General features: G+C 68.6%; 33 protein-coding genes and 1 tRNA gene. 25 read left to right on the top strand and 9 right to left on the bottom strand.

Annotated elements, in window-relative coordinates; all coding sequences use genetic code 11:
- Positions 1-305: 305 nt before the first annotated feature.
- Positions 306-653, bottom strand: a complete 348-nt coding sequence (locus tag AWQ68_RS46050; protein ID WP_218006749.1) for a phosphoglycerate mutase family protein — start codon at positions 651-653, stop codon at positions 306-308.
- A 266-nt stretch (positions 654-919) separates the two neighbouring features.
- On the opposite strand from AWQ68_RS46050, the gene AWQ68_RS45585 reads away from it, so the two are divergent.
- On the top strand, positions 920-1051 hold the full coding sequence (locus AWQ68_RS45585) for a hypothetical protein (protein WP_281217586.1): 132 nt from the start codon (positions 920-922) through the stop codon (positions 1049-1051).
- Positions 1052-1156: 105 nt separating this feature from the next.
- Here the strand turns inward: AWQ68_RS45585 and AWQ68_RS02940 are convergent, their stop codons facing one another.
- Complete coding sequence (locus tag AWQ68_RS02940; protein WP_066933987.1) at positions 1157-1483, bottom strand: DUF6247 family protein; 327 nt, start codon at positions 1481-1483, stop codon at positions 1157-1159.
- A 605-nt stretch (positions 1484-2088) separates the two neighbouring features.
- Between AWQ68_RS02940 and AWQ68_RS02935 the strand changes: the two genes are divergently transcribed.
- From AWQ68_RS02935 to AWQ68_RS02925, 5 genes are all read left to right on the top strand, one after another.
- The gene (locus AWQ68_RS02935; RefSeq protein ID WP_157544799.1) at positions 2089-2550 is read left to right on the top strand and encodes a hypothetical protein; all 462 of its coding nucleotides are present in this window, start codon (positions 2089-2091) and stop codon (positions 2548-2550) included.
- A 311-nt stretch (positions 2551-2861) separates the two neighbouring features.
- Positions 2862-3569, top strand: coding sequence for a carbonic anhydrase (locus tag AWQ68_RS02930; protein WP_066933981.1), 708 nt, complete (start codon positions 2862-2864; stop codon positions 3567-3569).
- 68 nt (positions 3570-3637) lie between these two features.
- The gene (locus AWQ68_RS41965; protein WP_157544797.1) at positions 3638-3775 is read left to right on the top strand and encodes a hypothetical protein; all 138 of its coding nucleotides are present in this window, start codon (positions 3638-3640) and stop codon (positions 3773-3775) included.
- A 319-nt stretch (positions 3776-4094) separates the two neighbouring features.
- A complete protein-coding gene (locus AWQ68_RS45580) occupies positions 4095-4217 on the top strand; it encodes a hypothetical protein (protein WP_281217585.1) in 123 nt (40 codons plus the stop codon).
- A 220-nt stretch (positions 4218-4437) separates the two neighbouring features.
- Positions 4438-5790, top strand: a complete 1353-nt coding sequence (locus AWQ68_RS02925; RefSeq protein ID WP_169808839.1) for a glycosyltransferase family 39 protein — start codon at positions 4438-4440, stop codon at positions 5788-5790.
- A gap of 206 nt (positions 5791-5996) precedes the next feature.
- Here AWQ68_RS02925 and AWQ68_RS43395 read toward each other — a convergent pair whose 3' ends face one another.
- Positions 5997-6266: a hypothetical protein gene (locus AWQ68_RS43395; RefSeq protein WP_169808838.1), complete on the bottom strand. Its 270-nt coding sequence runs from the start codon at positions 6264-6266 to the stop codon at positions 5997-5999.
- On the opposite strand from AWQ68_RS43395, the gene AWQ68_RS43390 reads away from it, so the two are divergent.
- Positions 6265-6426 carry a hypothetical protein gene (locus tag AWQ68_RS43390; protein WP_169808837.1) on the top strand — a complete coding sequence of 54 codons (162 nt, stop codon included), beginning with the start codon at positions 6265-6267 and terminating at the stop codon, positions 6424-6426. The genes AWQ68_RS43395 and AWQ68_RS43390 overlap by 2 nt on opposite strands.
- A gap of 100 nt (positions 6427-6526) precedes the next feature.
- Here the strand turns inward: AWQ68_RS43390 and AWQ68_RS02915 are convergent.
- Positions 6527-6600 (bottom strand) — tRNA-Gly (locus AWQ68_RS02915).
- 215 nt (positions 6601-6815) lie between these two features.
- On the opposite strand from AWQ68_RS02915, the gene dcd reads away from it, so the two are divergent.
- The 3 genes from dcd to AWQ68_RS02900 all read left to right on the top strand — a co-directional run bounded on the left by dcd (position 6816) and on the right by AWQ68_RS02900 (position 9183).
- On the top strand, positions 6816-7391 hold the full coding sequence (gene dcd / locus AWQ68_RS02910; protein WP_066933972.1) for a dCTP deaminase: 576 nt from the start codon (positions 6816-6818) through the stop codon (positions 7389-7391).
- A gap of 175 nt (positions 7392-7566) precedes the next feature.
- A complete protein-coding gene (locus tag AWQ68_RS02905) occupies positions 7567-8184 on the top strand; it encodes a DUF47 domain-containing protein (protein WP_066933969.1) in 618 nt (205 codons plus the stop codon).
- Entirely contained in the window at positions 8185-9183 is a 999-nt protein-coding gene (locus AWQ68_RS02900; RefSeq protein WP_066933966.1) for an inorganic phosphate transporter, read from the top strand.
- Positions 9184-9237: 54 nt separating this feature from the next.
- On the opposite strand, the gene mshD is transcribed toward AWQ68_RS02900, so the two are convergent.
- On the bottom strand, positions 9238-10134 hold the full coding sequence (gene mshD / locus AWQ68_RS02895; protein ID WP_373281488.1) for a mycothiol synthase: 897 nt from the start codon (positions 10132-10134) through the stop codon (positions 9238-9240).
- Positions 10135-10249: 115 nt separating this feature from the next.
- On the opposite strand from mshD, the gene AWQ68_RS02890 reads away from it, so the two are divergent.
- Entirely contained in the window at positions 10250-12022 is a 1773-nt protein-coding gene (locus tag AWQ68_RS02890; protein WP_157544793.1) for a bifunctional metallophosphatase/5'-nucleotidase, read from the top strand.
- A 122-nt stretch (positions 12023-12144) separates the two neighbouring features.
- On the opposite strand, the gene AWQ68_RS02885 is transcribed toward AWQ68_RS02890, so the two are convergent.
- On the bottom strand, positions 12145-12864 hold the full coding sequence (locus AWQ68_RS02885; protein ID WP_066933963.1) for a winged helix-turn-helix transcriptional regulator: 720 nt from the start codon (positions 12862-12864) through the stop codon (positions 12145-12147).
- A 367-nt stretch (positions 12865-13231) separates the two neighbouring features.
- On the opposite strand from AWQ68_RS02885, the gene AWQ68_RS02880 reads away from it, so the two are divergent.
- The 13 genes from AWQ68_RS02880 (at position 13232) to AWQ68_RS02825 (ending at position 20329) form a co-directional block, all read left to right on the top strand.
- The gene (locus AWQ68_RS02880; protein WP_066933960.1) at positions 13232-13480 is read left to right on the top strand and encodes a MoaD/ThiS family protein; all 249 of its coding nucleotides are present in this window, start codon (positions 13232-13234) and stop codon (positions 13478-13480) included.
- Positions 13481-13540: 60 nt separating this feature from the next.
- Positions 13541-14221 (top strand): LmeA family phospholipid-binding protein, encoded by a 681-nt coding sequence (locus AWQ68_RS02875; protein WP_066933956.1) that lies wholly within the window; start codon positions 13541-13543, stop codon positions 14219-14221.
- 31 nt (positions 14222-14252) lie between these two features.
- Positions 14253-14765 carry a sigma-70 family RNA polymerase sigma factor gene (locus tag AWQ68_RS02870; RefSeq protein ID WP_281217584.1) on the top strand — a complete coding sequence of 171 codons (513 nt, stop codon included), beginning with the start codon at positions 14253-14255 and terminating at the stop codon, positions 14763-14765.
- Complete coding sequence (locus AWQ68_RS02865; protein ID WP_066933950.1) at positions 14762-15562, top strand: anti-sigma factor family protein; 801 nt, start codon at positions 14762-14764, stop codon at positions 15560-15562. The genes AWQ68_RS02870 and AWQ68_RS02865 overlap by 4 nt, the downstream gene beginning before the upstream one ends.
- Positions 15559-16104 (top strand): thioredoxin family protein, encoded by a 546-nt coding sequence (locus AWQ68_RS02860; protein WP_245655713.1) that lies wholly within the window; start codon positions 15559-15561, stop codon positions 16102-16104. Before AWQ68_RS02865 ends, AWQ68_RS02860 begins: the two co-directional genes overlap by 4 nt.
- Positions 16105-16136: 32 nt before the next feature.
- A complete protein-coding gene (locus AWQ68_RS46045) occupies positions 16137-16220 on the top strand; it encodes a putative leader peptide (RefSeq protein WP_352231756.1) in 84 nt (27 codons plus the stop codon).
- Positions 16221-16276: 56 nt separating this feature from the next.
- On the top strand, positions 16277-16687 hold the full coding sequence (locus tag AWQ68_RS02855) for a DUF4395 domain-containing protein (protein ID WP_066933947.1): 411 nt from the start codon (positions 16277-16279) through the stop codon (positions 16685-16687).
- Positions 16684-17523 (top strand): sulfurtransferase, encoded by an 840-nt coding sequence (locus AWQ68_RS02850; RefSeq protein ID WP_066933945.1) that lies wholly within the window; start codon positions 16684-16686, stop codon positions 17521-17523. The genes AWQ68_RS02855 and AWQ68_RS02850 overlap by 4 nt, the downstream gene beginning before the upstream one ends.
- Positions 17523-17822, top strand: a complete 300-nt coding sequence (locus AWQ68_RS02845; protein WP_066933942.1) for a DUF1416 domain-containing protein — start codon at positions 17523-17525, stop codon at positions 17820-17822. Before AWQ68_RS02850 ends, AWQ68_RS02845 begins: the two co-directional genes overlap by 1 nt.
- A 124-nt stretch (positions 17823-17946) precedes the next feature.
- Positions 17947-18174: an AbrB/MazE/SpoVT family DNA-binding domain-containing protein gene (locus AWQ68_RS02840; protein ID WP_066933939.1), complete on the top strand. Its 228-nt coding sequence runs from the start codon at positions 17947-17949 to the stop codon at positions 18172-18174.
- Positions 18175-18202: 28 nt separating this feature from the next.
- Positions 18203-18595 carry a type II toxin-antitoxin system VapC family toxin gene (locus AWQ68_RS02835; RefSeq protein WP_066934288.1) on the top strand — a complete coding sequence of 131 codons (393 nt, stop codon included), beginning with the start codon at positions 18203-18205 and terminating at the stop codon, positions 18593-18595.
- A gap of 59 nt (positions 18596-18654) precedes the next feature.
- Positions 18655-18918: a ribbon-helix-helix protein, CopG family gene (locus AWQ68_RS02830; protein WP_066933936.1), complete on the top strand. Its 264-nt coding sequence runs from the start codon at positions 18655-18657 to the stop codon at positions 18916-18918.
- A gap of 121 nt (positions 18919-19039) precedes the next feature.
- Positions 19040-20329: a hypothetical protein gene (locus AWQ68_RS02825; RefSeq protein WP_157544791.1), complete on the top strand. Its 1290-nt coding sequence runs from the start codon at positions 19040-19042 to the stop codon at positions 20327-20329.
- An 18-nt stretch (positions 20330-20347) separates the two neighbouring features.
- Here the strand turns inward: AWQ68_RS02825 and AWQ68_RS02820 are convergent, their stop codons facing one another.
- From AWQ68_RS02820 to AWQ68_RS02810, 3 genes are all read right to left on the bottom strand, one after another.
- Positions 20348-21280, bottom strand: a complete 933-nt coding sequence (locus AWQ68_RS02820) for a hypothetical protein (RefSeq protein ID WP_157544789.1) — start codon at positions 21278-21280, stop codon at positions 20348-20350.
- Between the two features lie 105 nt (positions 21281-21385).
- The gene (locus tag AWQ68_RS02815; protein WP_066933926.1) at positions 21386-22063 is read right to left on the bottom strand and encodes a DUF4352 domain-containing protein; all 678 of its coding nucleotides are present in this window, start codon (positions 22061-22063) and stop codon (positions 21386-21388) included.
- On the bottom strand, positions 22063-22716 hold the full coding sequence (locus AWQ68_RS02810; protein ID WP_066933923.1) for a hypothetical protein: 654 nt from the start codon (positions 22714-22716) through the stop codon (positions 22063-22065). Before AWQ68_RS02810 ends, AWQ68_RS02815 begins: the two co-directional genes overlap by 1 nt.
- A 146-nt stretch (positions 22717-22862) precedes the next feature.
- Here AWQ68_RS02810 and AWQ68_RS02805 point away from each other — a divergent pair, with 146 nt between their 5' ends.
- Positions 22863-24821, top strand: a complete 1959-nt coding sequence (locus tag AWQ68_RS02805; protein ID WP_066933920.1) for a hypothetical protein — start codon at positions 22863-22865, stop codon at positions 24819-24821.
- The last annotated feature ends 47 nt before the right edge of the window (positions 24822-24868 follow it).

The raw sequence follows: 24868 nt of genomic DNA, 5'->3' as shown, positions 1-24868 counted from the left end.
AAGTCGGTCACGGCCATCCGGGCAGACTACTGTCGTGGCCCTCCCGCGACCGGGCCTTCGGGTCGATTACCGACATCCAAGTCTTCAGTGATGAACGGTTCATACGGTGGCGCAGCGCTAGGTCGTATCTCCAGTGTGATCTAGCTGACGCTCATGCGTCGAAGGTGGATATAAGCCCTTATGTACCTACTCGCATTGTGAGCTGCGCCGGGTTTCGTTGAATCGAACGAGTGTCCATCTGGGGGGTGGCCACTGTGTGGGGTCTTGGTCGGTGACCCATTCTGTTATCGAGGCGGGGGGCACCTTCAGGTCGAAGGGGCGATGGACCGGCAGTAGTCCGAGAGCGTTGAACGAGATCTCGACCGTCTCGGCGTGGCCGACGAGGATGACGGTGGGCAGAGTCCGCAGTCCTGTGATGAGGGTAGGCCGCTGATCGTTGAAATCGCGGCGGCTGTCTCCACGGCTCGTGGCAGGGGTGAGGAGTAGATGATCGTCTTGTCGCTGCCGATGTCGGCGGTGATCTGCCGGCCAAGTAGCGCGGCCTGTTCGCGTCCAATGTCGGTGAGGCCGCGGCATCCTCTGGGTCCACCTATCACGCCTTCTTTCTGGTGGACAGAGTCCCCGTGACGTACGAAGAAGAGCCGAGTTCGCATGTGGCGGATCATGCCAGAGGCCAGTAGCCGAGCAGCCGAGATCATGATGAACTGGCCGGTGGTGGAGCGCAGGTTCAGGCGGCGGCGTGGCGCTGATGTCGGCGAGGAGGCTGACTACGGCGCTGCGTGGTGCGGTGACGGCCCGGGGCGCCAAGGGTGGAGCGTTGCGGCGCAGCGGCTTCAGCACCCGTACGCGCTGGGGGGACGCGGTCAAGGAGATGGGTCTCCCTGGTCTCCACTTTCATGACCTTCGTCATACTGGCAACATGCTGGCCGCCGAGTCCGGTGGGCCTCAAGGACCTCATGGCGCGGATGGGCACGACAATGTCAGGGCGGCCATGATCTATCAACACGCCGTACGCGGGGCGGACAAGGCGATCACGGATGCGATCGAGTGACAGATCGCCGGGCGCGATGGCGACAAGGGTCCGTGGCTCCGGTGAGGTCCGGGTTCCTGTGGGCTGATCGGAGCTAATGGCACGTTAATGGCACGCGAAGATCAATCAGCACGAGCGAGCGGTAAGGATCTCGCGCCACAGCTTCCCCGCGGGGGCGGGCTCGCCGGCCAGAATCTGCTTGGCGCGGGCATGCATCTGCCGACGGCCTTCAGGGTCTCGTGCGGAGTCGCAGGCGGAGATCCACCAGCGATGCACGAATGTGTTCAGTGCCGCAAGGTCAAGGCTCACCCTGACCTCATCGAGCACCGCCTTCAACCCCGCATCGAAGGCTTCGCGGTCCTCAGGGACGACAAGGGCGGCCCGTATGGCTCGAAGGTTCTTCTCCGGCAACAGCGTCTCGCTGGGCATGAAGTCGTGCGGTTGCGCGGTCATGGCGTGCTCCCTTCCCCGTCTACAGAGAGTACAGAGGGGGACGACATCGTTCATGAGGACTGGGTCCTACCGGCGACTGAGAAGATCGTCGGACGCGATGACGATGAGAGCGGCGGCCTGGCCGAGCTGCTGGCTCCGACGGGCTGATCACGTGGCCCGCGAAGATCGAACAACCCCAGAAATGATCAAGGCCCGGGTGGGGATCTACTCCCTGACCTGGGCCTTCGCTCGTGGAGCGGGTGACGGGAATCGAACCCGCGCTGTCAGCTTGGGAATCGCATGGATCACGGCTGTTAGGGGCGCTGACCTGGGCATGGGGCCGGTCATGAGTGACCGTGGTTGACCCCTCGTCACCCTGCCTAATTGCACGCTAATTGCACGACGATCAGCTAGCGGCCTGGCTCTTCCTGTGCGGCGCCTCCAACCGGAGTGGCCTTCAGCATGGAGGCCAAGTGGATCACGAGCGAGAATCTGTCCGAGCTGCGGCCGATCATTACGATCAGCGCATGCTGGTCTAGATCAACTACAGTTGGCTCTCCTTCTCCCGCTCCTCGTGATCACCGCGTTGGGAATCCGCGGACGGAGATCGAAGAAAGATGGAAACCATGAGTACCCCCCTTCGCGCGGTCACAGACGGAGTGAGTCCCGAATACGGAGTCTTCAGCGTGGCCGAGGTCATCAACGGCCGTTTGGCGGGATCGGCGGTCAACGGGGAGATCGAACCACCAGGAGATGACCGGGTCGCTGCGGGCGACGACGGGCTCGTCATCCAGGTGACAAGCGCATACACCGACACGGCGCATGTCCGGTTCGAGCTGTGGGACGAGCCTCCACCGGTGGACGCCTGGAAAGAGCTGTGGACCGGGCGGCTCCTGTCGAAGTCGGGGCTGGTCGGCGCCGGAGCGTGGGCGTCCAGCTACGCACACGATGTGGAGTTCGACCTGGGGCGGAGTGACACGACCTGGTCTGCACGGGTGGCCACCAAGATCCTTCAGACCGAACAGGAGGCCGGCTTCCCCTACGCAATCGCCCGGGTGGAGCTGTACAAGATCCAGTTCTGGAACTGATGGGCTTGCGCGCTGGTCGGTCGGCACCGACAAGCGCGGCGATCACGAGGAACAGGACGACTACCCTCGGAGGATCCGTTCGTCTCGCGAGACTGCAACACGTGTGCGCCGAGAAGTTCATCCGTGTGAAGGACCAGCGTCCGCGTCCGGCAGTCGGACCACTACCAGGTGGGCACCTACATCGCCCTCACCCTCGCCAGCCGAAGCGGGTGTATCGTGGCAAATGTGACTATATGTAGCATAGAGCGTACTGAGCGTTGCATCGCCTGGTGTGTCGGCATGGCGGCACCTCCTGTTGCACGCCAAATCGCATGATCAATCGGCGAGCCCTCCTGCGCGCCGGCATCGTCGCCGGAGGCCTCCTGACCGGTGCGGTATCTGCGGGCACCGCCGTATTCGCCCGCACCGCTCAGCCGTCGAACGGGACCGCGCCGGACCAGGGTCCCGCCACCCCGGACCAGGCGTGGGCAACCCTGCGCGAGGGCAACCGTCGCTGGGTGGACGGCACCGCCACCCACCCGCACCAGGATGCCGATCGCCGCAGGGAGGTGGCGCAGAAGCAGAACCCGTTCGCGGTCGTATTCTCGTGCATCGACTCGCGGGTCCCCCCCGAGTTGGTCTTCGACACCGGGCTGGGCGACCTGTTCGTGATACGGACCGCCGCGCAGACCATTGACCCGCTGGTGACAGGTGCCGCCGAGTACGGCCCAGCCGAAATCGGCACCCCGCTCGTCGTCGTGCTCGGCCATCAGCGCTGTGGGGCCGTCACGGCCGCCGCAGAATCGCTGCACGAGCACAAGAAGCTGCCTGGCGAGCTGAGCGCGATCGCTGTCGCCCTGCGTTCGGCCTACACGCGTTCGGGTGGCGACGTCGACAAGATGATCCGCATCAACACCGTCGACGTGGTGAACCAGCTCAAGAAGGACAAGCTCTTCGCTCCTCGCGTCGCCAAGGGCGAGCTCAAAGTCATCGGCGCGTACTACTCGATTGACGCCGGCACAGTCACCCGCCTCGTCTGACCCGGCGGGGATAGAACCTCGCCCGGCGAAAGGAGGGCGCTCGCCGCGACCTTCGTCACGGCGGCAACATGATCGCGGCCGAGTCCGGAGCAGGGCTCAAGGACCTGATGGCCGGGATGGGGCACGACAACGTGCGGGCGACCATGATCTATCAGCAGGCGGTACGCGGGGCCGAGAGGGCGATCACGGACGCGATCGAGCGGTAGATCATCGGACGCGATGAGGGATGACGGCTCGGCGGGGTCGGTGGGCTGATCGCGAACTAATGGCCCGTTAATGGCCCGCGAAGATCGATCGGCTCAGAAAATGATCAAGAACCGGTTGGGGAGTATTCCCTGACCTGGGCCTTCGCGGTTGGAGCGGGTGACGGGAATCGAATCCGCGCTGTCAGCTTGGGAATCGCATGGATCATGGCTCGTAGGGGCGTTGACCTGCGGCTGGGGTCGGTCCTGAGTGACCGTGATTGCCCCCTCGTCACCCTGTCTAATTGCACGCTAATTGCACGGCGATCAAGAATGTGACCTTGTGGAGGACCATCACCGAGCACTGATCGGCCGCATGATCGAACGCCTCGACCTGTACGCCTCGGGCGGGACCCTTGTCGAGCACGCGCTGACCATGATCGCCGTCCCCCACGCCCGCGCCTGACCTGTCCTACATACGACCCGCCCACGGCGGCATGGTCACGGTTGTATTCGGCACGAGCGCCACCGCGGCCCATTACCGTTTGCCCATGGACAGCGCGTCTGATTTACGTTCACCTGACTCCACCGACGCCTCATCCTCGGCCGGGACCACCATCGATTCACCCGGCGAGCGCGTCGGAAGGGGCCGCCGGGACACGGCGGCCGTGTGGGTGCCGGCCATCGTGGCTCTGGCCCTGGGGAGCTGGCGGATCACCGTTCCGTCGCTGTGGCGGGACGAGTCCGTCTCGGGAGTGGTCGCCCGGCTGCCGCTGTCATATCTGCGCCAGCTGATCGGGGACATCGACGCCGTCCACGCGCTGTACTACATCCTTCTGCGGCCATTCTCCACATCCACAGGATCAGAGTTCCTGCTGCGTCTCCCGTCGCTACTCGCGTTCGGCGCGGCGGCGTTCGGCGTGGCCGCACTGGGGCGCCGGCTCGCCGGGCCCTTGGCCGGTCTGTATGGAGGCCTGATCTACGCGCTGCTGCCCATGGCGGACCGCTACGCCCAGGAGGCCAGGAGCTACGCCATCGTCAGCGCGGTCGCCGTCCTGGCCACGTGGCTTCTCGTCGCCGCGCTCAGCGATCCCTTGAAGCGCCGGTTCGCCGCTTACGCGGTGAGCGTCTTCCTGCTGGGCTGCTTTCATCTCTACGCCCTGCTCCTGCTTCCCGCCCATGCGTTGGCCGTCTGGCTGGCGCGGCCCCGTCGTGTTCTGCCCTGGGTGATCTCGGTCGCGGCTGCGTGCGTCGCCCTGCTCCCGCTCGTGGCCATCGCCTCCGGAGAGCGTGAGGCACAGCTCTTCTGGGTCCACCCGCCGGGCTGGGGAGACATCGGGGCCTTCTTCGAGGAGGTCGCAGGGAACGCCGCCGCTGCGGTGGTGGTCCTCGGTCTTGCCGCTTACGGTGCCTGGCGGTCGCGGACGACCCCCGTGCTCATGCTGTGGGTCGTCCTGCCGCTCCTGGGTTTCTTCCTGATCTCTCAGGTGTATCCGATCTACAGCCCGCGCTACGTGCTCTTCGTGGTACCGGCCCTCGCGCTTCTCGCCGGGATCGGTTTGCAGCGCGGGGCGTCCGCACTCCGGGGAGGCCTCGCGTACGCGGTGCCCGCGGTGGCGATCGTGCTCGTCGGAGCGCTGACGGCGGGAACCCAGGTGGCGATCCGGGAGCCGAATAGCCGCCCCGATGACCTGCGATCGCTGGCCGCCGTCCTCGCCATGGAGGAGCGCCCCGGAGACGGCGCCCTCTACGTCCCCCAGAGATATCGCCTTTTCGTCAGCGTGTACGGGGCGCCGTACGAGCACCTCATCGACCTGACCAACGCGCCCGGCGTGTACGAGCCGCGTACCCCCGCCGAGGTCACCGCCGCTGCGGCCAGCCTGCAGCGGGTGTGGCTGATCTCGCCCAACCTCGTGCCCAAGTACGCGAGCGACCCTCGCCTCCAAGCACTTCGCCGCGACTTCACCAGCGGGCCGGCCAGACGGTTCGGCTCGATCCGTCTCGCACTCTTCACCAGGAAGAAGACGAAGAACTCCTGACCGCGCCGTCCCTCAGGGACGCGGCGGCTGCGGCACGCCAAGACGCCACCCGTCGTGATGCTGGCGGGTCTCCAGGGTTCGGGTAAGACGGACCGTGCGCCGGCTCCCCTATTCGGCTCCCCAGCCGCCCCAGGGGCCTCCCAGCGGTGCCCGCTAAGGCCCGTCATCGAGCGCTCCACAGGGGAGTTGGTTCTTGGCCGCCCAAGTCAAAGGCGGAACGGCGGATCGTCGGTCTCCCGCAGCCCGTCGTCCAGGCGCTCAAGGAGCACATCGTGACCTATGTCCAGGACGAGCCGGGCGCGTTGCTCTTCCCTGGCGCCAAGGGTGGGGCGCTGCGGCGGAGTGGCTTCAACACGCGTACGCGCTGGGTGGACGTGGTCAAGGAGATGGGGATGCCGGGTCTTCACTTCCATGACCTTCGTCACACTGGCAACATGCTGGCGGCCGAGTCCGGTGCGGGTCTCAAGGACGCTCATGGCGCGGATGGGGCACGACAACGTGCGGGCGGCCATGATCTATCAGCACGCGGTACGCGGGGCGGACAAGGCGATCACGGATGCGATCGAGCGACAGATCACCGGGTGCGATGACGACGAGGACCGTGGCTCCGGTGAGGTCCTGGTCCCGGTGGGCTGATCAGAGCTAATGGCACGTTAATGGCACGCGAAGATCAATCAGCTCAGAAAACAATCAAGGCCCGGGTCCGGATTCACGTCCTGACCTGGGCCTTTGAGTGTGGAGCGGGTGACGGGAATCGAACCCGCGCTGTCAGCTTGGGAAGCTGATGTTCTGCCATTGAACTACACCCGCATCGGTCGTTCTGAGGAGCGACCGCGTCCAACACTCTAGCGGAAACTCGGCATGGTGATGCCTCCGAGGGCGAGAAGTTTTGACGGCCTCCCCTTCCTGGGACCGGACGCCGCGACCTCGAAGGCGTTCGACCGGCTTCCGAGGCTGGAGTGGCCGCGGTGCTTCCTGTGGATGCCCGCGACCAGGGCGGAGTGGGGGCGGTTACCCTTGCACGCGTGTTGCTTTCCGACCGTGACATCCGTGCCGAAATCGAGACCGGACGGGTCAAGATCGACCCGTACGAACCGGAGATGATCCAGCCGTCCAGTGTGGACGTACGGCTGGACCGGTTCTTCCGGGTGTTCGAGAACCACCGGTACCCGCACATCGATCCGGCCATGGAGCAGCCCGATCTCACCCGCCTGGTCGAGCCGGAGGGCGACGAGCCGTTCATCCTGCATCCCGGCGAGTTCGTGCTGGCCAGCACATACGAGGTGATCAGCCTTCCCGACGACATCGCGTCCCGGCTTGAGGGCAAGTCGAGCCTGGGCCGCCTCGGCCTGCTCACCCACTCGACGGCGGGTTTCATCGACCCGGGCTTCGAGGGGCATGTCACCCTGGAGTTGTCCAACGTGGCCACCTTGCCGATCAAGCTGTGGCCGGGCATGAAGATCGGCCAGCTCTGCATGTTCCGGCTCAGCTCGCCCGCGGAGTTCCCGTACGGCTCCCGCCAGTACGGCTCCCGCTACCAGGGGCAGCGCGGGCCGACGCCGAGCCGGTCGTTCCTGAACTTCCACCGCACGAAGATATGAGCCACCGCCTCACCGGAGGCACCGCGCTTCACCAGCGTCTATGCATTAACAGATGACTACGGGGCAGCGATGAGCTTGTTACGAGCAGGCATGCATACCCTTAAGTTCGCATCCCATCCGGTTACCCGTACTCTTCTCTGCGGACCACCCCCGCACCTCACCTCTGGAGAATGACGTGCGCATGCGTCTCACGCCCCGTGAGGACAGCTATTACGACTTGTTCGCCGACTCCGCGAACAACCTCGTCACCGCATCCCGGTTGCTGGTAGAGATCATCAGTGACGGGTCGGACCGGGAGGCCCTGGCCGACAAGATGCGGGCCTGCGAACACGCGGGTGACGAGCGCACTCACGCGATCATGAAGCGCCTCAACGAGAGCTTCATCACCCCGTTCGATCGCGAGGACATCTACCGCCTCGCCTCGAACCTCGACGACGTGATGGACTACATGGAGGCCGCCGCCGACCTGATCGTCCTCTACCAGATCGACCATCTGCCCAAAGAGGTCGTCCGCCAGGTGGAGGTGTTGGAGAGGGCCGCCGAGCTGACCGCCGACGCCATGCCGCGGCTGCGCTCGATGCAGAACCTCAACGAGTACTGGATCGAGATCAACCGCCTGGAGAACCAGGCCGACCAGGTCTATCGCCGGCTGCTGGCCAAGCTTTTCAGCGGCGAGTACGACGCCCTCATGGTCATGAAGATGCGTGAGGTCATCGAGCAGCTCGAGCTCGCCGCCGACGCGTTCGAGCACGTGGCGAACACGATCGAGTCGATCGCGGTCAAGGAAAGCTAAGTGGAGCTCGCACTTGTCATCGGCGTCATCGCCGTCGCTTTGGTGTTCGACTACACCAACGGCTTCCACGACGCCGCGAACGCGATCGCGACCTCGGTCTCCACGCGGGCGCTGACCCCGCGGATCGCGTTGCTCCTCGCCGCCGTGATGAACTTCATCGGCGCGCACCTCGGCACCGCGGTCGCGCAGACCGTCGGTAAAGGGATCATCGACGCGCCGAATGGCGCGCACGGCCTGGTGGTCGTGGCCGGCGCCCTCATCGGGGCGATCGTCTGGAATCTCATCACCTGGTACTTCGGCCTGCCGTCGTCCAGCAGCCACGCCCTGATCGGTGGCCTGGTCGGCTCCGCCCTCGCCGCCAGCGCGACCGTGCACTGGTCGGGCGTGGTGGAGAAGGTCGTCATCCCCATGGTCGTGTCGCCCGTCATCGGGTTCGGGCTGGGCGGCATCGTCATGATCGCCATCTTGTGGATCTTCCGGAAGTCCAACCCGCATCGCACCAGCCGGGGCTTCCGCTTCGTCCAGCCGGTGTCCGCGGCCGCCATCGCGCTCGGCCACGGCTTGCAGGACGCGCAGAAGACGATGGGCGTCATCTTCCTCTCGCTCGTCGTCGGCGGCTACATCTCCCCAGACGCCGACATCCCCGAGTGGGTCATCACGGCCTCGGCCGCCGCCATCTCCCTCGGCACGTACGCCGGAGGCTGGCGCATCATGCGGACCATGGGACGGCGGATCATCCACCTCGACCCGCCGCGCGGGTTCGCGGCGGAGGCCGCGGCCTCGTCGGTCCTCTACACGGCCGCGATCGGATTCGGCGCGCCGATCTCGACCACCCACACCATGACCACCGCGATCATGGGTGTGGGCGCGACCAAGCGCCTCTCGGCCGTGCGATGGGGGATCGCCGGCAACATCGTGACCGCCTGGGTGCTCACGATCCCCGCCGCCGCGCTGGTGTCCGCGCTCGCCTATCTCGGTCTGCACTGGATCGTGGAGTAGCGACCCCGACAGGACCGGCCCCCGACAGGACCGGTCCGGGACGCCACGGGCGGCTCAGCGGCGATACATCACGTCCGTGTTCCACCGGGTGAACCCGAGCGACTCGTACAGCCTGATCGCGGGCCGGTTCTCCTCGTCCACGTACAGCATCACCTGGGCGAGGCCGCGCGAGCGCAGATGTTCGATCCCGGTGAGCGTCAGCACGCGGCCGAGCCCCGATCCCTGCTCGGCGGGGTCCACGCCGACCACGTAGACCTCGCCGACGGGCTCGGCGTCCTGCCCCTCGCCGCCGTGGACCTTGGTCCAGTGGAAACCGACGAGGGAGTCGTCCCGTACGGCGAGGAAGAAGCCGTCCGGGTCGAACCACGGCTCGCGCTCGCGGAGCTCCAGGTCCTCGATCGTCCACGCGCCCTGCTCGGGGTGCGCGGCGAAGGCGCGGGCGTTGAGCGCGAGCCACGCGTGCTCGTCCTTCCCCGGGGCGAACGTGCGCAGCCGTACGCCGTCGGGCACGGCCACGGCGGGGAGCGGCGCGTCCAGCGGTCGGCGCATCTGCCACAGCGACCTGGCGCGGGTGAGCCCGGCGGAGGCGGCGAGCGCGGTGGCGCCGGGGTGGTCGCCGTGCGCCCAGATGCGGACCCGCCCCTCGGTCTCCGCGAGCACCGCGTCGAGCAGCCGCCGTCCGAGGCCGCGGCGGCGGAGCGACGGGCGGACGACCAGCTCCCCGCCGGATCCCTCGACCGGGTCGGCGGGGTCCAGGTGCGCGAATCCGGTGAGCGTGTCGCCGTCGTACAGGAGTACGGCCCGGGCTCCCAGGTCGGCGCCGTGGCGCACCTGCAACATCGTATGCTCGTTCAGCGGGCGCATCCCGTCGGCCTCCGTGGCCTCCCGGACGAGGTCCAGGACGTCGGCGACCTGCCGGTCATCGAGTCGTCCTCCAGCCACCACACGCACGTCCACGTCGCACACCTCTGTTCCGTCTAGTGGCAAAAGCCGCCATCAACATGAGCGGCGAATCGTTGTCTCTTCGCCATCTCATGTAAAGGTCACGGTCCTAGTGTCCTGTTCCATGACCTCTCGCACCCCTCTGCGCTTCGCGGTGGCGGGCATCGCCGCGGCGGCTGGACTGGCGCTGGCCGTGCAGCCGGCGGCCGCCGCGCCGGCCGCCGCCAAGCCCAAGCCGGTTCCGATCCGCCTGCTCACCGTCAACGACTTCCACGGCAACCTGGAGACCCCCACCGGGTCGAGCGGCCGCATCGTCAATGAGACGGGCGTGACCGTACAGGCGGCGGGCGGTGCGGCCTATCTGGCCACCGCGATCAAGCAGAACACCATCAAGGGCCAGACCGACGTGGTCGCGGCCGGCGACCTGATCGGCGCCTCGCCGCTGCTCTCGGCGGCCTACCACGACGAGCCGACCGTGCAGGTCCTCGGCGAGCTCGGCCTCGACGTCTCCTCCGTCGGCAACCACGAGTTCGACGAGGGACTGAACGAGCTGCTCCGCCTGCAGAAGGGCGGCTGCCACCCCACGGACGGCTGCTCTCCCGCGGGCAAGTGGAAGGGCTCCAAGTACGACTACATCGCGGCCAACGTCGTCGACGACGACGGGAAGACCCCACTGCCGCCCATCGCGATCCGCGTGGTGAACGGTATCAAGATCGGTTACATCGGCCTGGTGACCAAGACCACCCCGTCCATCGTGACGCCCGCGAGCATCGCGGGGCTCACCTTCCAGGACGAGGTCGAGGCCGGCAACCGTGCCGCCGCCTGGCTGAAGAAGCGCGGTGTCGAAGCGATGGTGGCCCTGGTCCATGAGGGCGACTCCGTCGCCGCCAACCAGAGCCCGGACGCCTGCCCGCTGACCACCGGCGTGGGCAGGACGATCGCCACGAAGCTCAGCGCCGACGTGGACCTCGTCGTCATGGGCCACTCGCACCAGGCCTACATCTGCACGACGAAGGACCCGGCCGGGAACACCCGCTACTTCACGCAGGGGTCCTCCTTCGGCCGCGTGATGACCCAGATCGACTTCCAGGTGGACAAGACCACCCGGGACGTCATCCGCTCCTCGGTGACTGTGGACAACAAGGTCGTCGCCGTGGACGGCGAGGCCAACAAGGGTCTCAACATCACCAAGTACGCCGCCGACCCCAAGATCGAGAAGCTCGTCTCGTACTGGAAGTCGGCCGTCGCCACCAAGGCCAACGCGCCGGTCGGGAAGATCACGGCGGACATCTCCAACGGCGTCCCGGCTGGGGGCAGCGGTGAGACCGCGCTCGGCGACGTCATCGCGGACGCCCAGCTCGCGGCGGCCAAGAAGGACGGCGGCAACGCCGACATCGCCCTGATGAACCCGGGTGGCGTCCGGACGCTCCTCACCTACGCCGGCTCCGAGGCGGGTGAGGGCGACGGGGTCGTCACGTACGGCGAGGCGTTCGCGGTGCAGCCGTTCAACAACCTGCTGCAGGCGGTCACGCTGACCGGCGCCCAGCTCAAGACCGTGCTGGAGCAGCAGTTCACGGGCGGCCCGAACGCCCAGGCATTCACCAAGATCCTGCAGCCGTCGTCCAACCTCAGCTACAGCTACAAGGAGAGCGCGGCCTGGGGCTCCCGGATCTCCGACCTGAAGATCAACGGCGTGGCGGTGACCGACGGCCAGTCGGTCCGGGTCGCGGCCAACAACTTCCTGGTCTCGGGCGGCGACGCCTTCACCGAGTTCACCAAGGGCACCGACCTGTGGACGTGGAACGGCGGCTTCGACGTGGACGCCTTCACCGCCTACCTCACGGCGAACTCCCCGCTGGCGCCGCCCGCGCTGACCCGCATCACCAAGATCGGCTGAGCCGTACGCCGACGAGGAGGCCCGTCCCGGCCCGGGGCGGGCCTCGTCCGGCGGCCCCGCGAAAGGGGGAGGGAGTGTCGGACAAATGCCGCCCGTAGCAGGGCTTGATCTGTCAGGTATGACTAGTGCCGGGCGGGCTCCTGGTCGCCGGTCTCGGCCTGCTCGCCCCCGCGGTCGGGGACGAAGCGGTAGCCGACGTTCCGTACCGTTCCGATGAGCGACTCGTACTCGGCGCCGAGCTTGGCGCGCAGCCGCCGGACGTGGACGTCCACCGTGCGGGTGCCACCGAAGTAGTCGTAGCCCCACACCTCCTGCAGCAGCTGGGCCCGGGTGAACACCCGGCCCGGGTGCTGCGCGAGGTATTTGAGCAGCTCGAACTCCTTGAAGGTCAGGTCGAGGGCGCGCCCGCGCAGCCGGGCGGTGTAGGTCGCCTCGTCGATCGCCAGGTCGCCGCTGCAGATCTCGTCCGGGACCGCTTCGGCCGCGGCCAGCGACAGCCGGCCGGTGGCCATGCGCAGCCGGGCCTCGACCTCGGCCGGGCCGGCGCTGTCGAGCAGCACGTCGTCCACGCCCCACTCGGCCGTCATCGCGGCCAGCCCGCCCTCCGTCACGATCACCAGCAGCGGGCAGGTGAGCCCCGTGGTGCGCAGCAGCCGGCACAGCCCCTTCGCGTGGGCCAGTTCGCGGCGGGCGTCGACCAGGACGGCGTCGGCGGGCGGGGCGTCGATCAGGGCGGAGGCCTCCGCGGGCGCGACGCGCACGGAGTGCAGCAGCAGGCCGAGGGCGGGCAGCACCTCGGCGGAGGGTTCCAGCGCGTTCGTCAGCAGGAGCAGATTGCTCACTTCGACCTCCTCGCCACGCCCCCGCCATGGCGGGATTGTCGAGATCGCTCGCTCACATGCCCTCCTCGTCACAAGCGAAACGGCAGGGCGCGCCGGGAGAGCACCGCGCTGTGCACGTTCACAGGCTCGCCTCCTCCGCGTCATCACGGCGTGAGCCGTACAAACACGTAGGGACCCGGGGGCAACGTCGCCCAGGTCCCGTCTTCCATAGGCTAGCCCACAGGAATATTGCGTCCAATGTGAGTCGGGCGTGTAAAAAGTCTGCACACGACCCGTCCGCGTAACCGCTCGGTCACGCTCGAGTCGCCGCCGGAACCCCGGCGAACACGACAAACGGGCGTACGGCCGGCACGTGAAAGGGAGGGACATGGCGACGGGCACCGTCCGTTACTGGGCGGCGGCGAAGGCCGCGGCGGGGATCGCCGAGGAGCCGTTCGACGCGCCCACGCTCGGAGACCTGCTGGCGGGGATCTCCGCCAACCCGGACCTGGCCCGGGTGCTGCCGCGCTGCTCCTTCCTGGTGAACGGCGCGCCGGCGGGCACGCGGGACCCGCGCTCGATCGATTTGCCCGAGGGTGCGGTCGTGGAAGTTTTGCCTCCCTTTGCGGGGGGATGAGGCTGCTAGGGTGAACCGACCCGCGTGCCCCCGTCAGACCGCGCCCCCGGAGGAAGACGGATGCGCAAGCTCGTCGTGTTCCTGATCCTGCTCGTCGTCGCGCTCGCCATCCTGGACCGGGTGGCGGTCGCCGGTGCGCAGCGTGAGATCGCCAGGCAGATCGAGGCCAAGTTCGACCTCTCCTCGACCCCGACCGTCCACATCGAGGGCATCCCGTTCCTGACCCAGGCGGTCGCCGGGAACTATCAGGAGATCACCATCGCCACCGGTCCGCTGACCCGCGAAGGGATCACGATCTCGAAGATCGACGCTACCCTGTACGGCGTGTCCGCCCCGCTGGCCGACCTGATCCAGGACGCCTCGAAAGCCGATCTCCGTGCCGAGCGGGTGACCGGCACCATCGTGATCTCCCGTAAGACCCTCGAAGAGCGAGCGCCCCGCGGCGTCAAGATCGAGGGGGGCGGCGACGACAAGCTGCGCGTGTCGGGCAAGATCACCGTGCTGGGCCAGGACATCCCCATCACCGCCGACCTGAAGATCGACACGGTCAAGGGCGGCATCCGGCTCATCCCGGCCAACGTCGAGATCGCGGGAGGCATCTCCGTGCCCAACGTGGAGCGGCTCGTCGGCTTCACCGTCCCGGTGAAGAACCTGCCGCTCAATCTCAAGGTCACCAACGTGAGGTCCGTACCCGAGGGGCTCGCGGTCGAAGGTTCGGCGACGGATGTCCCCCTCCGCTGAACCAGACGACCCGTCTCTACGTCAGGAGGACGTGAGCCCAGCAGGAACCGCCGACGAGGAGCTCGTGCGCGTCCTCTTCGACGATCACGCCGGGCCCTTGTACGGATACGTGCTGCGGCTGACAGGTGACCCCGGCCGCGCGGAGGACGTCGTCCAGGAGACGCTGCTGCGCGCCTGGAAGAACCCCTCGGCCATGTCCGGGCGGCCGGTGCGCGCCTGGCTGTTCACCGTGGCGCGTAACCTCGTCGTCGACCAGCACCGGGCGCGCCGCTCACGACCGAAGGAGACCGGCGACGAGGCGCTGGCCGTGCTGCCGGCCGCCGACGAGCTGGACAAGGCCGTCGAGTCCTGGGCCGTGGCCGAGGCGCTGGCCTCGCTCAGGGCCGAGCACCGCGAGGTGCTCCTGGAGACGTACTACCGGGGGAGATCGGTGAAGGAGGCGGCGGAGATCCTCGGCATCCCGCCGGGAACGGTCAAATCGCGCACCTTCTATGCGCTCCGGGCGCTCAAGCTGGCTCTGGAGGAACGGGGGCTGGCACCATGACCTGCGACGACGACGTCCGCATCGCGCTCGGCGCGTACGTCCTGGGCGCGCTCGACGACGAGGAGACGGCCGCGGTCGAGGCCCATCTGGACGAGTGCCCGGACTGCATGGCCGAGCTCGCGGAGCTGTCCGGGCTGCCGCCGCTCCTCGCCCAGGTGACCGAGGAGGACATCCGGAACGCGGCGGAGCCGCCACGCCAGGTGCTCGACCGCCTCCTCGTCGCCACCGTGCGGCGCAGGCGCCGTTCGCGGATCATGCTCGCGCTCGCCGCGTCCGTCGCGGTCGTGGCGCTGGGCGGGACGACGTGGATGGCGACCGCGCGGCCCGCGGCGGACACCTCGGCCGGGTCGTCGTCGATCGTGTCGGCGAAGGCGCCGCCCGAGGAGTCCGCCGCTGGGCAGAGCGACGCGGCAGCGGACCGCGCGGCCATGCAGCCGCAGACGAAGCTGGACGCGGGCGGGCACGAGCTGTACACCTCGATCGCCCCCAGAACGGAGTCCACACGGCAGGGGAGCGTCGAGATGAAGGTGGAGCTTACGCAGGACGCGGGCGGCACCCGGGTGGAGGCGACGGTCACGGGCCTGCGCGCCGGAGCGGTGGTCCGCCTCACCGCCGTGGGCACGGACCACAGGAGATCCGCGGTGGCGAGCTGGTCGGCGGCCGCCCAAGGGTTGAGCGCGACCCCGGTCGCCTTCGGCGGGTCGACCGAGCTCCCGCTCGGTGAGATCACCGGATTCGAGCTGACCACCGCTGACGGGCGGACGCTGGTGACCGTCCCGGTGAAGCACAGGGAATGACCCGTGCCGCGCGCGGGTTGTCCATCGCGATGGTAGGGATCGTCGTTCTGCTCGCGACGCTCGCCGCCGGCCTGGTCATCGGGCTGCTGATGCGGCGGCGCGACGGCAGGCTGCGCGCCGTACGGCCGCGCACCGGGGCGGGGACGGCGGCGAGTGAGAGGGCGGGTGGCGTGACCGGCGAGGAGATCGGCGCCGAGCTGGGGGAGCGTGCCACGCTGGTGCAGTTCTCCACCGCGTTCTGCCAGCCGTGCCGGGCGACCCGCAGGATCCTGGACGAGGTCGCCGCGATGGTGCCCGGGGTCCGGCATGTCGAGATCGACGCCGAGAGCCGCCTCGATCTGGTCCGCCGGTACGACGTCATGCGTACGCCGACGGTGCTGATCCTCGACGGTTCAGGAAATGTTGTGAAAAGGGCATCGGGGCAGCCCAGGAAGGTCGACGTGATCGCGGCGCTCGGCGCGACGGTCGCGGCCGACGGGGCTCCGGCGGGCGCCCGTGATCAGAGCTCGGACAAATCGTCTCACCAATCGGACACGGTGTGACAGATGGCGAGACGCCGGGTACTGTCGAGACCATGACTCCCACGACAGAGCTGCTGACGAAGCGGCGCGCGGTCGACTTTTGCCGCGTCGCGACCGCGCTCTGTCGCATGGCCTGAGGGTGATTCCACGCGGCTGAACAGCCGCATTCCGAATCCTTCAGGAGCATCTCACGATGCAGATCGATCCCCGAGGCCCGCGTTTCGGCGCGGCGATCACGACTGTGGTTCTCGCGCTCGTCCTCGTGACGGGCAGCGCATGGCTCCTCGCCCTCCAGGCGATCGTGTTCGTGCTCGGCGCCCTTGACTCCTCTCCGTACGGCTACCTCTTCCGCAGGTTCGTACGTCCGAGGCTGGGGCCGCCGGGAGAGCTGGAAGACGCGACGCCGCCCCGGTTCGCGCAGGGCGTGGGCATCATCTTCGCGGTCACCGGCCTGATCGGGTTCGCCATCGGGATCACCCCCCTGGCTCTGGGTGCGACAGCAGCGGCACTGCTGGCCGCCTTTCTCAACGCCGCCTTCGGCTTCTGCCTGGGCTGCGAAATGTACTTGATCATCCGCCGTCTACAACCTGGGAGAACCACATGAGCCGCTCCGCCGTCCTGGTGGATGCCGACTGGGTCGAGGCCAATCTCGACACGCCCGGTGTCGTGCTCGTCGAGGTCGACGAGGACGTCAGCGCCTACGACAAGGGTCACATCCGTGGCGCCGTGAAGATCGACTGGAGGAAGGACCTCCAGGACCCCGTACGCCGCGACTTCGTCGACCGGGCCGGCTTCGAGGCCCTCCTGTCGGCCCGCGGCATCGCCAACGACGACACGGTCGTGCTTTACGGCGGCAACAACAACTGGTTCGCGTCCTACGCGTACTGGTACTTCAAGCTCTACGGCCACGAGAACGTCAGGCTGCTCGACGGCGGCCGCAAGAAGTGGGAGCTCGACTCCCGCGAACTGGTCACCGAGGCGCCGCAGCGTCCGGCCACCACCTACCAGGCCCAGGAGCAGGACCTCGCGCTGCGCGCCTTCCGCGACGAGGTCGTGGCGGCGATCGGCAAGCAGAACCTGGTCGACGTGCGCTCCCCTGACGAGTTCACCGGCAAGCTGCTCGCTCCGGCGCACCTCCCGCAGGAGCAGTCGCAGGTCGCGGGCCACGTGCCCACCGCCCGCAATGTCCCGTGGTCGAAGGCGGCCAACGACGACGGCACCTTCAAGTCGAACGACGAGCTGACGAAGCTCTACGCGGACGCGGGCGTCGACTTCGGCAAGGACACCATCGCCTACTGCCGCATCGGGGAGCGCTCTGCGCACACCTGGTTCGTGCTGCACGAGCTCCTCGAGCAGCCCAACGTGAAGAACTACGACGGTTCGTGGACCGAATACGGCTCGCTCGTGGGCGTGCCCGTGGAGCTTGGGGAGGCTCGCTGATGACCACTCAGGGTTGCGCTGCTCCGGAGCAGACCGTGACGCTGCCGGCAGGTATCGACCTGTCGACGCAGGCCGTGATCCAGGGCGTCGTCTCCGGCACCGGTACGGCCTACGCCCGTCTGCTCGATCACTCCGGCGAGTTCACCGGCGAGGTCGTCGTCTCCGACGAGGGCATCTTCCGGTTCTTCGCCGCTCCCGGCCAGTGGACCGTCCGCATCATCGCGGGCGGCGGCGTCACCAAGGACGTCGCGGTCGAGGCCAAGCTCGGCGAGGTCGCCCAGCTCGCCGTCGCGGTCTGACCTGATTTCTCCCAGAAGGGCCGGTGCGTCTGCCGACGCACCGGCCCTTTCGGCTTCTTGTACCGTTCCGCCGACCTCACTTAGTGTTACGTGGTAGATGTAATACGTGTCTGGAGTGAGCTCCATGCGGCTGAACAGCAAGGGACAGGTCACCATCCCCGCCGAGATCCGGGAGAAGTACGGCCTACACGAAGGCGACGAGGTCGACGTGATAGAAGTCGGCAACACACTGCAGATCGTCCGTCGTGAGGCGAGCGCCACTCGGGGACAGCGTGCGACGCGGCGGCTTCGGGGAACCGCGACGACGACCATGAGCACTGACGAGATCATGGGGCTGCTGCGTGGCGACTAGCCTGCGTGTCGTCGGTGATCGGGTCACCATGGTCGACTCCTGCGTGCTCCTTGATATCGCCACCGATGACCCGAAGTGGGCCGACTGGTCGGACCAGGCCGTCGCCTGGGCGAGGGACAAGGGACGTGTCGTCATCAATCCGGTGATCTACGCGGAGGTTTCGGTTGGGTTCCCGGGCATCGAGGCCGTCGATGCGGCGCTGCCGTCCGACGACTTCGAGCGCGAAGACATTCCGTACGAGGCCGCGTTTCTGGCCGGCAGGGCGCACCTCGCCTATCGAAAGCGCGGCGGTGAGCGGAGATCTCCCCTGCCGGACTTTTTCATCGGCGCGCACGCGGCCGTGCGGAACTACACGTTGGTGACAAGGGACGGGGCGCGCTACCGCACCTACTTCCCGACTTTGGATCTCGTCACGCCCTGAGACCGGGCGCCTGGATCTTGCGGCCTTCCGGAACCCGTATCGGGCCCAGAGGGGAGTCGGTGGCACAACTCGGGTGGCAAGGCGTTCCCGTCAGTGAGGAGCGCATCGAGCGGCTCGCGGCCGAGGTGGAGGAGGGATATGACGTCTCGGAACTTCGCCGCAGAAGGGGGCGACGCCCACTCGGGACGGCGCCCGCGGAGGTCGTGCTTGTCCGCCTCGACCCTGAACTGAAGGCCGCGCTCATCCATCGCGCCCAGGCGGATCACACCACTGCCGGCGAGGTCATCCGGCAGGCGTTGCGCTCGTGGCTGCACGTGGCCTGACACGTCCGTGATCCGCATCCGATGACGACGAGCGCCGAGCGCGATCACGCCTAAGGCCGGACAGCCTTTCCGGGGTTCATGTTGCCTATGGGGCAGGACCGAACCCGATAGCATGCGGCAGATGTCCGAAACGTCCGCGCTTGCCGCCCCCCGCCAGGCCGCCGAACCGCGCACGCGGTCGTGGAAGCTGTCGCCGTACTCGCTGCCGTGGCACGTGCTGCGGATCGCCGGGTCGTGCGCGCTGCCGTTGATCATGTGGTTCTCGCTCGGGCGAGTGGTGCGCTGGGGGCTCCTCCTGCTCGCCGCGACCGTCTCGCACGGCTCCTGGTACCAGGCACGCCTCGTCGTGACCGTGTTCCTGTTCACGCTCGTCGTGATGACGTCCCTGGCCACCACGGTGGGCATGCTGTACGTGATCCGCGGCGCGCTCATGGAGACCCGGGCGCGCCGGGCGGCGGGAGAGGGCCGCGAGAGCATCTTCGGCGCGTTCAACCGGACCGCGCTCCTGTTCTCCGGCATCTACATGACGTGGGGCTTCGTCCTGCAGGACGTGCGGGACTTCATGAACATCGACTATTTCCGCACGCCGGACATCATCTGGATCGACCCGTTCGCCGGTAAGGAAAGCCACGTGATGCAGGGGCTGACCAACCTCGGCCTCGTCCCCTCGCTGGTCGGGATGGTCATCGCGTACGCCCTGAAGACGGTGGCGGGCCGCAGGTTCGAGGCGAGCGAGGGGCGCTTCTCCGGGATCGTGGCGGCCTTCGGTGAGCTCACGTTCGCGTTCTACGGCATCAACGTGGTCGCCGCCGCCGTGGAGACGCGCACGGGATGGATGGGAAGCCGCACCGCCCTCGTCGCCCTGAAGGAATGGGCGACCGACGCGCAGGCGAACGTCCCGGGGTTCGCGGCGGTCTCCGAGTTCGTGGGCGAGGTGTGGCCGCACGTCGTGGAGGCCCTGATCCTCCCGCTGGCCTGGCTCACCGTCGGCGTCCTGGCCTACGGCGCGTACGTGGAGGACACCGAGACCACGATCAAGGGGACGCGGCTGGAGGCGGTCGCGGAGCACGGGAGGCGGCGGACGCACACGATGACCCGCCGAGTGGCCTCGCGGCTGACGGCCGGCTGGTCGGAGCGGTGGATCCCGCTCATCAACGCGTTCCGGCTGACGGCGCGTGGGGGTGCCCCGCTCTTCGGACTGTTCGCCCTCTGCTACGTCGGTCTCCAGGTCGGGTCGGACTATCTCGGCCGGGCGGGCCGTTACCTGCTGGCGAGCGACCAGCAGTATTTCTGGTTCGTCACGGACGTCCCCGTGGACTTCGTCGCCGAACTGGTGACCACGACGCTGACGATGTGCCTGATCGCCGCCACCTTCGACCTGGCGGCGACCCGGAAACGGCTCGGCGGCTGACGCGGCTCAAGACGCCGGTCAGCGGAGGAAGCGGAGCACCCGGTCCTCCTTCTCGGTCGACGTCCCGGCCTCCTTCATGAAGTCCTCGACGGACTGCCCGGGGACGCTGCGGTAGGTGCTCGGACGCAGGTCGATCATCACCTCGTCCGCGACCGCCGGAGGCACCACCCCGAGGAACTCAAGCCGGTACGGCGTGCCGACCTTGTTGTCCACGGTGTCCGGAGGGGTGGCGTCGTTCAGGAGCCGGGCCTGCCAGGTGCGTCCGGCCCGGTCGGTGAACTCCACCTTGGGGGCGCCGTGCCGGATGGCTCCCTCGTCGTCCAGGGCCGTCCTGGTCGCGACGATCTTCATCCACTGGCGGTCCGGGGCGTCGGCCTTGCCCGTGGGGTCGGAGATCCGCTGCACCGTCACCCGCCACGAGACGTGCTGCCAGGTGGCGGACGCTCCCGGCTGGACCATCTGGATGTGGTCGGACGGACGGCCGTACTTGTAGACGCTGTACGCGAACCAGCCGGGCGCGGCGATGGCCACCACGACGGACATCAGCGCGCCGGTGCCCTGGAGGGCGAGCCGCTTGCCGCGTGGCATGGGGGCACGCCGTCGGGACGCGCCGGGTTCGGGCGAGGGCGGCGCGGCCGCCTGATCGGCGGGGCGGCGGCCCTGCGTCTCGGGTCCGGCCGCCTCCGGCTCACGAGCCGGAGCGGCCGCGCGGGGTCTGGCTTCCCCGTCGCCCGTGACGACCGGGAAGGGCTGGGTGGACCTGTCCTCGTTCTCCGGCAGCGGCGGCCACACGCGCAGGTCGGGGAGGTTCCTACGGAGCGTCCCGGGGATCGGGATCTGCGGCGGCGGGGCGGGGCGGGAGCGCTGCCGGGGCGGGGGCGAGAACCAGTCTCGCGCCTTGTTCCGCTCGCGCTGGCGGCGGCGCCGCCCCTCCATCGGGGACTCACTCATCTCTTCACCTCGCCTGACGAGGCAGCCGGTAGGCGTGCCGGGAAGGGAGGGCCTGCGCCTCGTGGGCCGGGCCCCGCCCGTTGGTCGGGTCGTCTGGCGCGCGCATCAGCTCTTGCCCACCAGGGAGTGCACCCGCTCCGCCTGGGACACCAGGCGGGCGGCGGCGGCGTCCGACAGACCGAGGTCGATCTCCGCTTCGGGAACGAAGGTGTCGACGACGATGCCTCCCTGGGGCGGGATCAGGACGAACCGCAGGCCGGGCAGCGCGTCCTCCGGGATCTCGAAGACCAGCACGCCCTTCGACCAGAGACCCGGCTGGATCACCTTGTTGAACAGGGTGAGGCTCTCGTCGACCTTGTCGGTGGGCGTGTAGCGCCGGTCGTCCGCGGTCAGGAGGACGGGCGGCTGCAGCCGGCTGAGCTGCAGCGGTCGCTTGGGCGTGGTGGCCGTGACGTCGACCACGAGGAAGAGGTTGCTCGTCTCGACCTCGGTGACCTTGTCGGTGGTGTCCTTGCTCTCCACGGCGTGCGCGGCGACCAACGAGGTGACCTTCGCGCTGAACCTGTTCGTCTCCACCAACTCGCCGACGGCCCCCTTGACCGTGAGGGCCGATCCGCGCTGGTCGAACGACAGGGTGAAGGTCTGGGCGTAGACGGCGGCGGCCGCGAAGGCGATGCCGGCCACAACCCCGACGACCCGCCGGGCCACGCCGCCGCGGCGCGCCCGCTCCCGGCCGCCCACGGTCGCCTCGCGGCCCTCGGCTTCGGACGACACGACGGCCATCACGCCTCCTCCTGACGTACGGGGAGGGTGATCCGGGCGGCCACCACGGGGACGGCGGGGTCCGCGTCCTCCTCCAACTCGAGTTTCCAGATCGGGGTCTGGTCCCGCATACCGAGCTCTTCGTAGACGAAACGCCCTACGGCGAGCGTGACCGACTCGGGCGCCTTGGCCGAGGGATCGAGCTCGTACTGCACGACCACCGTCGTGGTGATCCCGGGGTGGAGCTGATGGCTCTTCACGCCGTAGCTGAGGACGTTGACCCGCGGGCCGTACTCCTGCTTGATCTCCGGGGTCATGGAGATGAGGGAGTTGGCGAAGCCGGCGTCAAGGGACCACGGCTTGCCGGGGGCGTGCGCCACGCCGACGTCTGTGGTCCTGTCGCCCATGTTGGTGACCTTGAGGACGAGGTTCAGGTAGCGCTTGGTCTGGCCGAACTCGGATCGTTCGACCGTGTCGACGGCCTTGATGAACTGGGTGTGGAACTCGCCCTGGTCGACGACCTCGCCCGGTTGCACCTTCGGCGGGGGCTCCTCTGGAGCTTCTTTCAGGCCGCCGAAGGCCGCCGTGGCGCCGATCCCCACCGCGACCACCGCGAGGGCGACCGGGACGAGTACCGGGCGTCGGCGGCGTGCGCCACGGGGGGAGGACGTCATGGCAATGGATGCTAGTACGACCACAGTTGCACCATTGGCCGCAAACATCCCACCGGTGGGGTCGCAAATGTGTCCGAATGGCGAGAACGCCACCCTGATCGGCTTTCTAGCTCCTACGCTGTGATCCAGGCGGACATGGAGGGTCAGTGGGCGACCTGCACCCCGAGCATGGCCGGCTTCAGGCGGATCGGATCTACCTGGGCTGGCAGTACGCCCTGTTGCATCCCGACCCGGGGCCGCCGCCGAAACGTCCGGCGCGCGAGGACCTCGCCGAGCCGGCGCACGACGGCCCGGGCCCGGAGTGGGCCGCGCGGCAGCGGCTCCAGGAGGACCTGCTCAACCGCCCCGTCCGGATCTTCCGGATGTTCATGGCCGCGCTGGCCGCGGGCATCCTCATCCTCGGCGTCGCCGGGCCCGTGACCTGGTCCTTCGTCTTCATCGGCCTGGTCGCGACCGGAGGCGTCGCCGGCATCTGCACGTACGCGATCCGCCAGGGGGACCAGGCGGTCAGGCAGCGCGTGGAGGAGCGCGCGGCCCGGGCGCGGCGCGAGCGGGAGCGCCGGGAACGCGAGCTCGCCGCCGCCCAGGAGGAGCACGCCGCGAAATACCGCGAGTGGGCGGAGCGGAAGAACGCCTTCGACCGGCAGCTCACCTGGTACGGCGTCGCCGTGCCGGACGAGATCGACCGCGTGGACGTGGCCGGGGGCACGCTCCCCGGCTGGTCGGCCCTGGTCACCCTGATCGGCGCCACCCGGCTGTACAGCGGCGGCCACCTGACCGTGCTCGACCTGTCCGAGGGCGCGATCGCCAAGGACCTCGTCGAGCTGGCCAAGAGGGGCGGCGACGACCCGCTCGTCTGGGTGCTCCCCGTCGACCTGCCCCGGCTCGACCTGGGGGCGACGCTCCCGCCGGACGCGTTCGCCGACGTCCTCGCCCACGTGGTCAGCGTCAGCGAGGAGACCCACAGGGACGTCGGCTTCGACAACGCGATCCTGGAGCGGGTGCTGGAGGTCCTCGGCGAGAACGCCACGATCAACCAGGTCACCGCGGCGCTGCGGGCGCTCGCCCAGGTGGGCGACCCGCGCGACGACATGCGGTACGGCCTGCTCACCGCCGGCCAGCTCGAACGCATCGGCACCCTGTTCGGCCGGGGCGTCGCCGACCGCGTGGTCATCGAGCGCGCCTGGGCGCTGGAGTCGCAGTTGCGCAAGCTGGAGTCCCTCGGCTCCGAGGCTGTACGGCTCCCGCCCGCCCGGCTGCGCGTGGTCAGCATGGACCGCCAGGCCGGGGTGTTCGGCAACCGGGTCCTCGGCACGTACGTCGCGACCGCGCTGACGCACATCCTGCGCCAGTCGCCCGCCTCCGAGCGGCCCTGGTACCACACGATCATCGTCGCGGGGGCGGACAAGCTGCGCGGCGACGTGCTCGACCGGCTGATGGACGCCTGCGAGACCTCCCGCACCGGGCTGGTCCTGACCTACCGCAGCCTCACCCCCACCGTCAGGGAGCGCCTCGGGCGCGGCCACGCCGCCGTCGCGTTCATGCGGCTGGGGAACGCCGAGGACGCCCGGGTGGCCAGCGAGCACGTCGGCACCGAGCACCGGCTGGAGCTGGCCCAGCTCACCGAGACGTTCAGCTCGGCGGTCAGCGGCGTCGGCGGCCACTACACCTCGACGGTGGGCGAGGGCCGTACCGACCCGGAGACGAAGGGCGAGGGGGACCTCAAGGAGGACATCACGGCGTCCACCCAGTGGGGGCGCAGCGCGTCGAGCGCGACCACGGGCATGGCGGAGGGCGTCCTGCAGCGCTCCCGTGAGTTCCTGGTCGAGCCGCACCAGCTCCAGCAGCTCCCGACGACCTCGGTCATCGTCACGCACGCCACCGCGGAGGGGCGGCAGGTCCGCCTCGCCGACGCCAACCCCGCGATCCTCGCGTTCCCCAAGACGACGCTGGGCGACTTCGAGGAGGTGCGGCGGGCGGCGCTCGTCGCGCCCGAGGAGGACGACCATCCGCCGGCCGGGGAGCCGCGGGCCGAGCCCGAGGACGGCCCGCCCCCGAACCTCGGGCCGCCGCCGCCCCGTCTCGACTGGCGCAAGTCACGGTAAGGGCATCGTCAATATGGCGGTGCGAACGTGACCGGCGAAAGAGTCTT

Source organism: Microtetraspora fusca (assembly GCF_001570365.1).
Lineage (GTDB): Bacteria > Actinomycetota > Actinomycetes > Streptosporangiales > Streptosporangiaceae > Microtetraspora > Microtetraspora fusca.
The sequence above is the reverse complement of the archived record's forward strand: the minus strand, read 5'-3'. Positions and strand labels throughout refer to the sequence as shown.

What these genes read in the sequence shown, in the direction of transcription:
- AWQ68_RS02875 (WP_066933956.1), top strand. Translation starts at nt 13,541, where the DNA reads ATGCGCAAGCTCGTCGTGTTCCTGATCCTGCTCGTCGTCGCGCTCGCC.
- AWQ68_RS02865 (WP_066933950.1), top strand. Translation starts at nt 14,762, where the DNA reads ATGACCTGCGACGACGACGTCCGCATCGCGCTCGGCGCGTACGTCCTG.
- AWQ68_RS02850 (WP_066933945.1), top strand. Translation starts at nt 16,684, where the DNA reads ATGAGCCGCTCCGCCGTCCTGGTGGATGCCGACTGGGTCGAGGCCAAT.
- AWQ68_RS02855 (WP_066933947.1), top strand. Translation starts at nt 16,277, where the DNA reads ATGCAGATCGATCCCCGAGGCCCGCGTTTCGGCGCGGCGATCACGACT.
- AWQ68_RS02840 (WP_066933939.1), top strand. Translation starts at nt 17,947, where the DNA reads ATGCGGCTGAACAGCAAGGGACAGGTCACCATCCCCGCCGAGATCCGG.
- AWQ68_RS02880 (WP_066933960.1), top strand. Translation starts at nt 13,232, where the DNA reads ATGGCGACGGGCACCGTCCGTTACTGGGCGGCGGCGAAGGCCGCGGCG.
- AWQ68_RS43395 (WP_169808838.1), bottom strand. Translation starts at nt 6,266, where the DNA reads ATGAGCGTCCTTGAGACCCGCACCGGACTCGGCCGCCAGCATGTTGCC.
- AWQ68_RS02890 (WP_157544793.1), top strand. Translation starts at nt 10,250, where the DNA reads ATGACCTCTCGCACCCCTCTGCGCTTCGCGGTGGCGGGCATCGCCGCG.
- AWQ68_RS02815 (WP_066933926.1), bottom strand. Translation starts at nt 22,063, where the DNA reads ATGGCCGTCGTGTCGTCCGAAGCCGAGGGCCGCGAGGCGACCGTGGGC.
- AWQ68_RS41965 (WP_157544797.1), top strand. Translation starts at nt 3,638, where the DNA reads ATGATCGCGGCCGAGTCCGGAGCAGGGCTCAAGGACCTGATGGCCGGG.
- AWQ68_RS02835 (WP_066934288.1), top strand. Translation starts at nt 18,203, where the DNA reads ATGGTCGACTCCTGCGTGCTCCTTGATATCGCCACCGATGACCCGAAG.
- AWQ68_RS02860 (WP_245655713.1), top strand. Translation starts at nt 15,559, where the DNA reads ATGACCCGTGCCGCGCGCGGGTTGTCCATCGCGATGGTAGGGATCGTC.
- AWQ68_RS02825 (WP_157544791.1), top strand. Translation starts at nt 19,040, where the DNA reads ATGTCCGAAACGTCCGCGCTTGCCGCCCCCCGCCAGGCCGCCGAACCG.
- AWQ68_RS02940 (WP_066933987.1), bottom strand. Translation starts at nt 1,483, where the DNA reads ATGACCGCGCAACCGCACGACTTCATGCCCAGCGAGACGCTGTTGCCG.
- AWQ68_RS02930 (WP_066933981.1), top strand. Translation starts at nt 2,862, where the DNA reads ATGATCAATCGGCGAGCCCTCCTGCGCGCCGGCATCGTCGCCGGAGGC.
- AWQ68_RS02845 (WP_066933942.1), top strand. Translation starts at nt 17,523, where the DNA reads ATGACCACTCAGGGTTGCGCTGCTCCGGAGCAGACCGTGACGCTGCCG.
- AWQ68_RS46050 (WP_218006749.1), bottom strand. Translation starts at nt 653, where the DNA reads ATGCGAACTCGGCTCTTCTTCGTACGTCACGGGGACTCTGTCCACCAG.
- AWQ68_RS46045 (WP_352231756.1), top strand. Translation starts at nt 16,137, where the DNA reads ATGACTCCCACGACAGAGCTGCTGACGAAGCGGCGCGCGGTCGACTTT.
- AWQ68_RS02820 (WP_157544789.1), bottom strand. Translation starts at nt 21,280, where the DNA reads ATGAGTGAGTCCCCGATGGAGGGGCGGCGCCGCCGCCAGCGCGAGCGG.
- AWQ68_RS02810 (WP_066933923.1), bottom strand. Translation starts at nt 22,716, where the DNA reads ATGACGTCCTCCCCCCGTGGCGCACGCCGCCGACGCCCGGTACTCGTC.
- AWQ68_RS02935 (WP_157544799.1), top strand. Translation starts at nt 2,089, where the DNA reads ATGAGTACCCCCCTTCGCGCGGTCACAGACGGAGTGAGTCCCGAATAC.
- AWQ68_RS45585 (WP_281217586.1), top strand. Translation starts at nt 920, where the DNA reads ATGCTGGCCGCCGAGTCCGGTGGGCCTCAAGGACCTCATGGCGCGGAT.
- AWQ68_RS43390 (WP_169808837.1), top strand. Translation starts at nt 6,265, where the DNA reads ATGGCGCGGATGGGGCACGACAACGTGCGGGCGGCCATGATCTATCAG.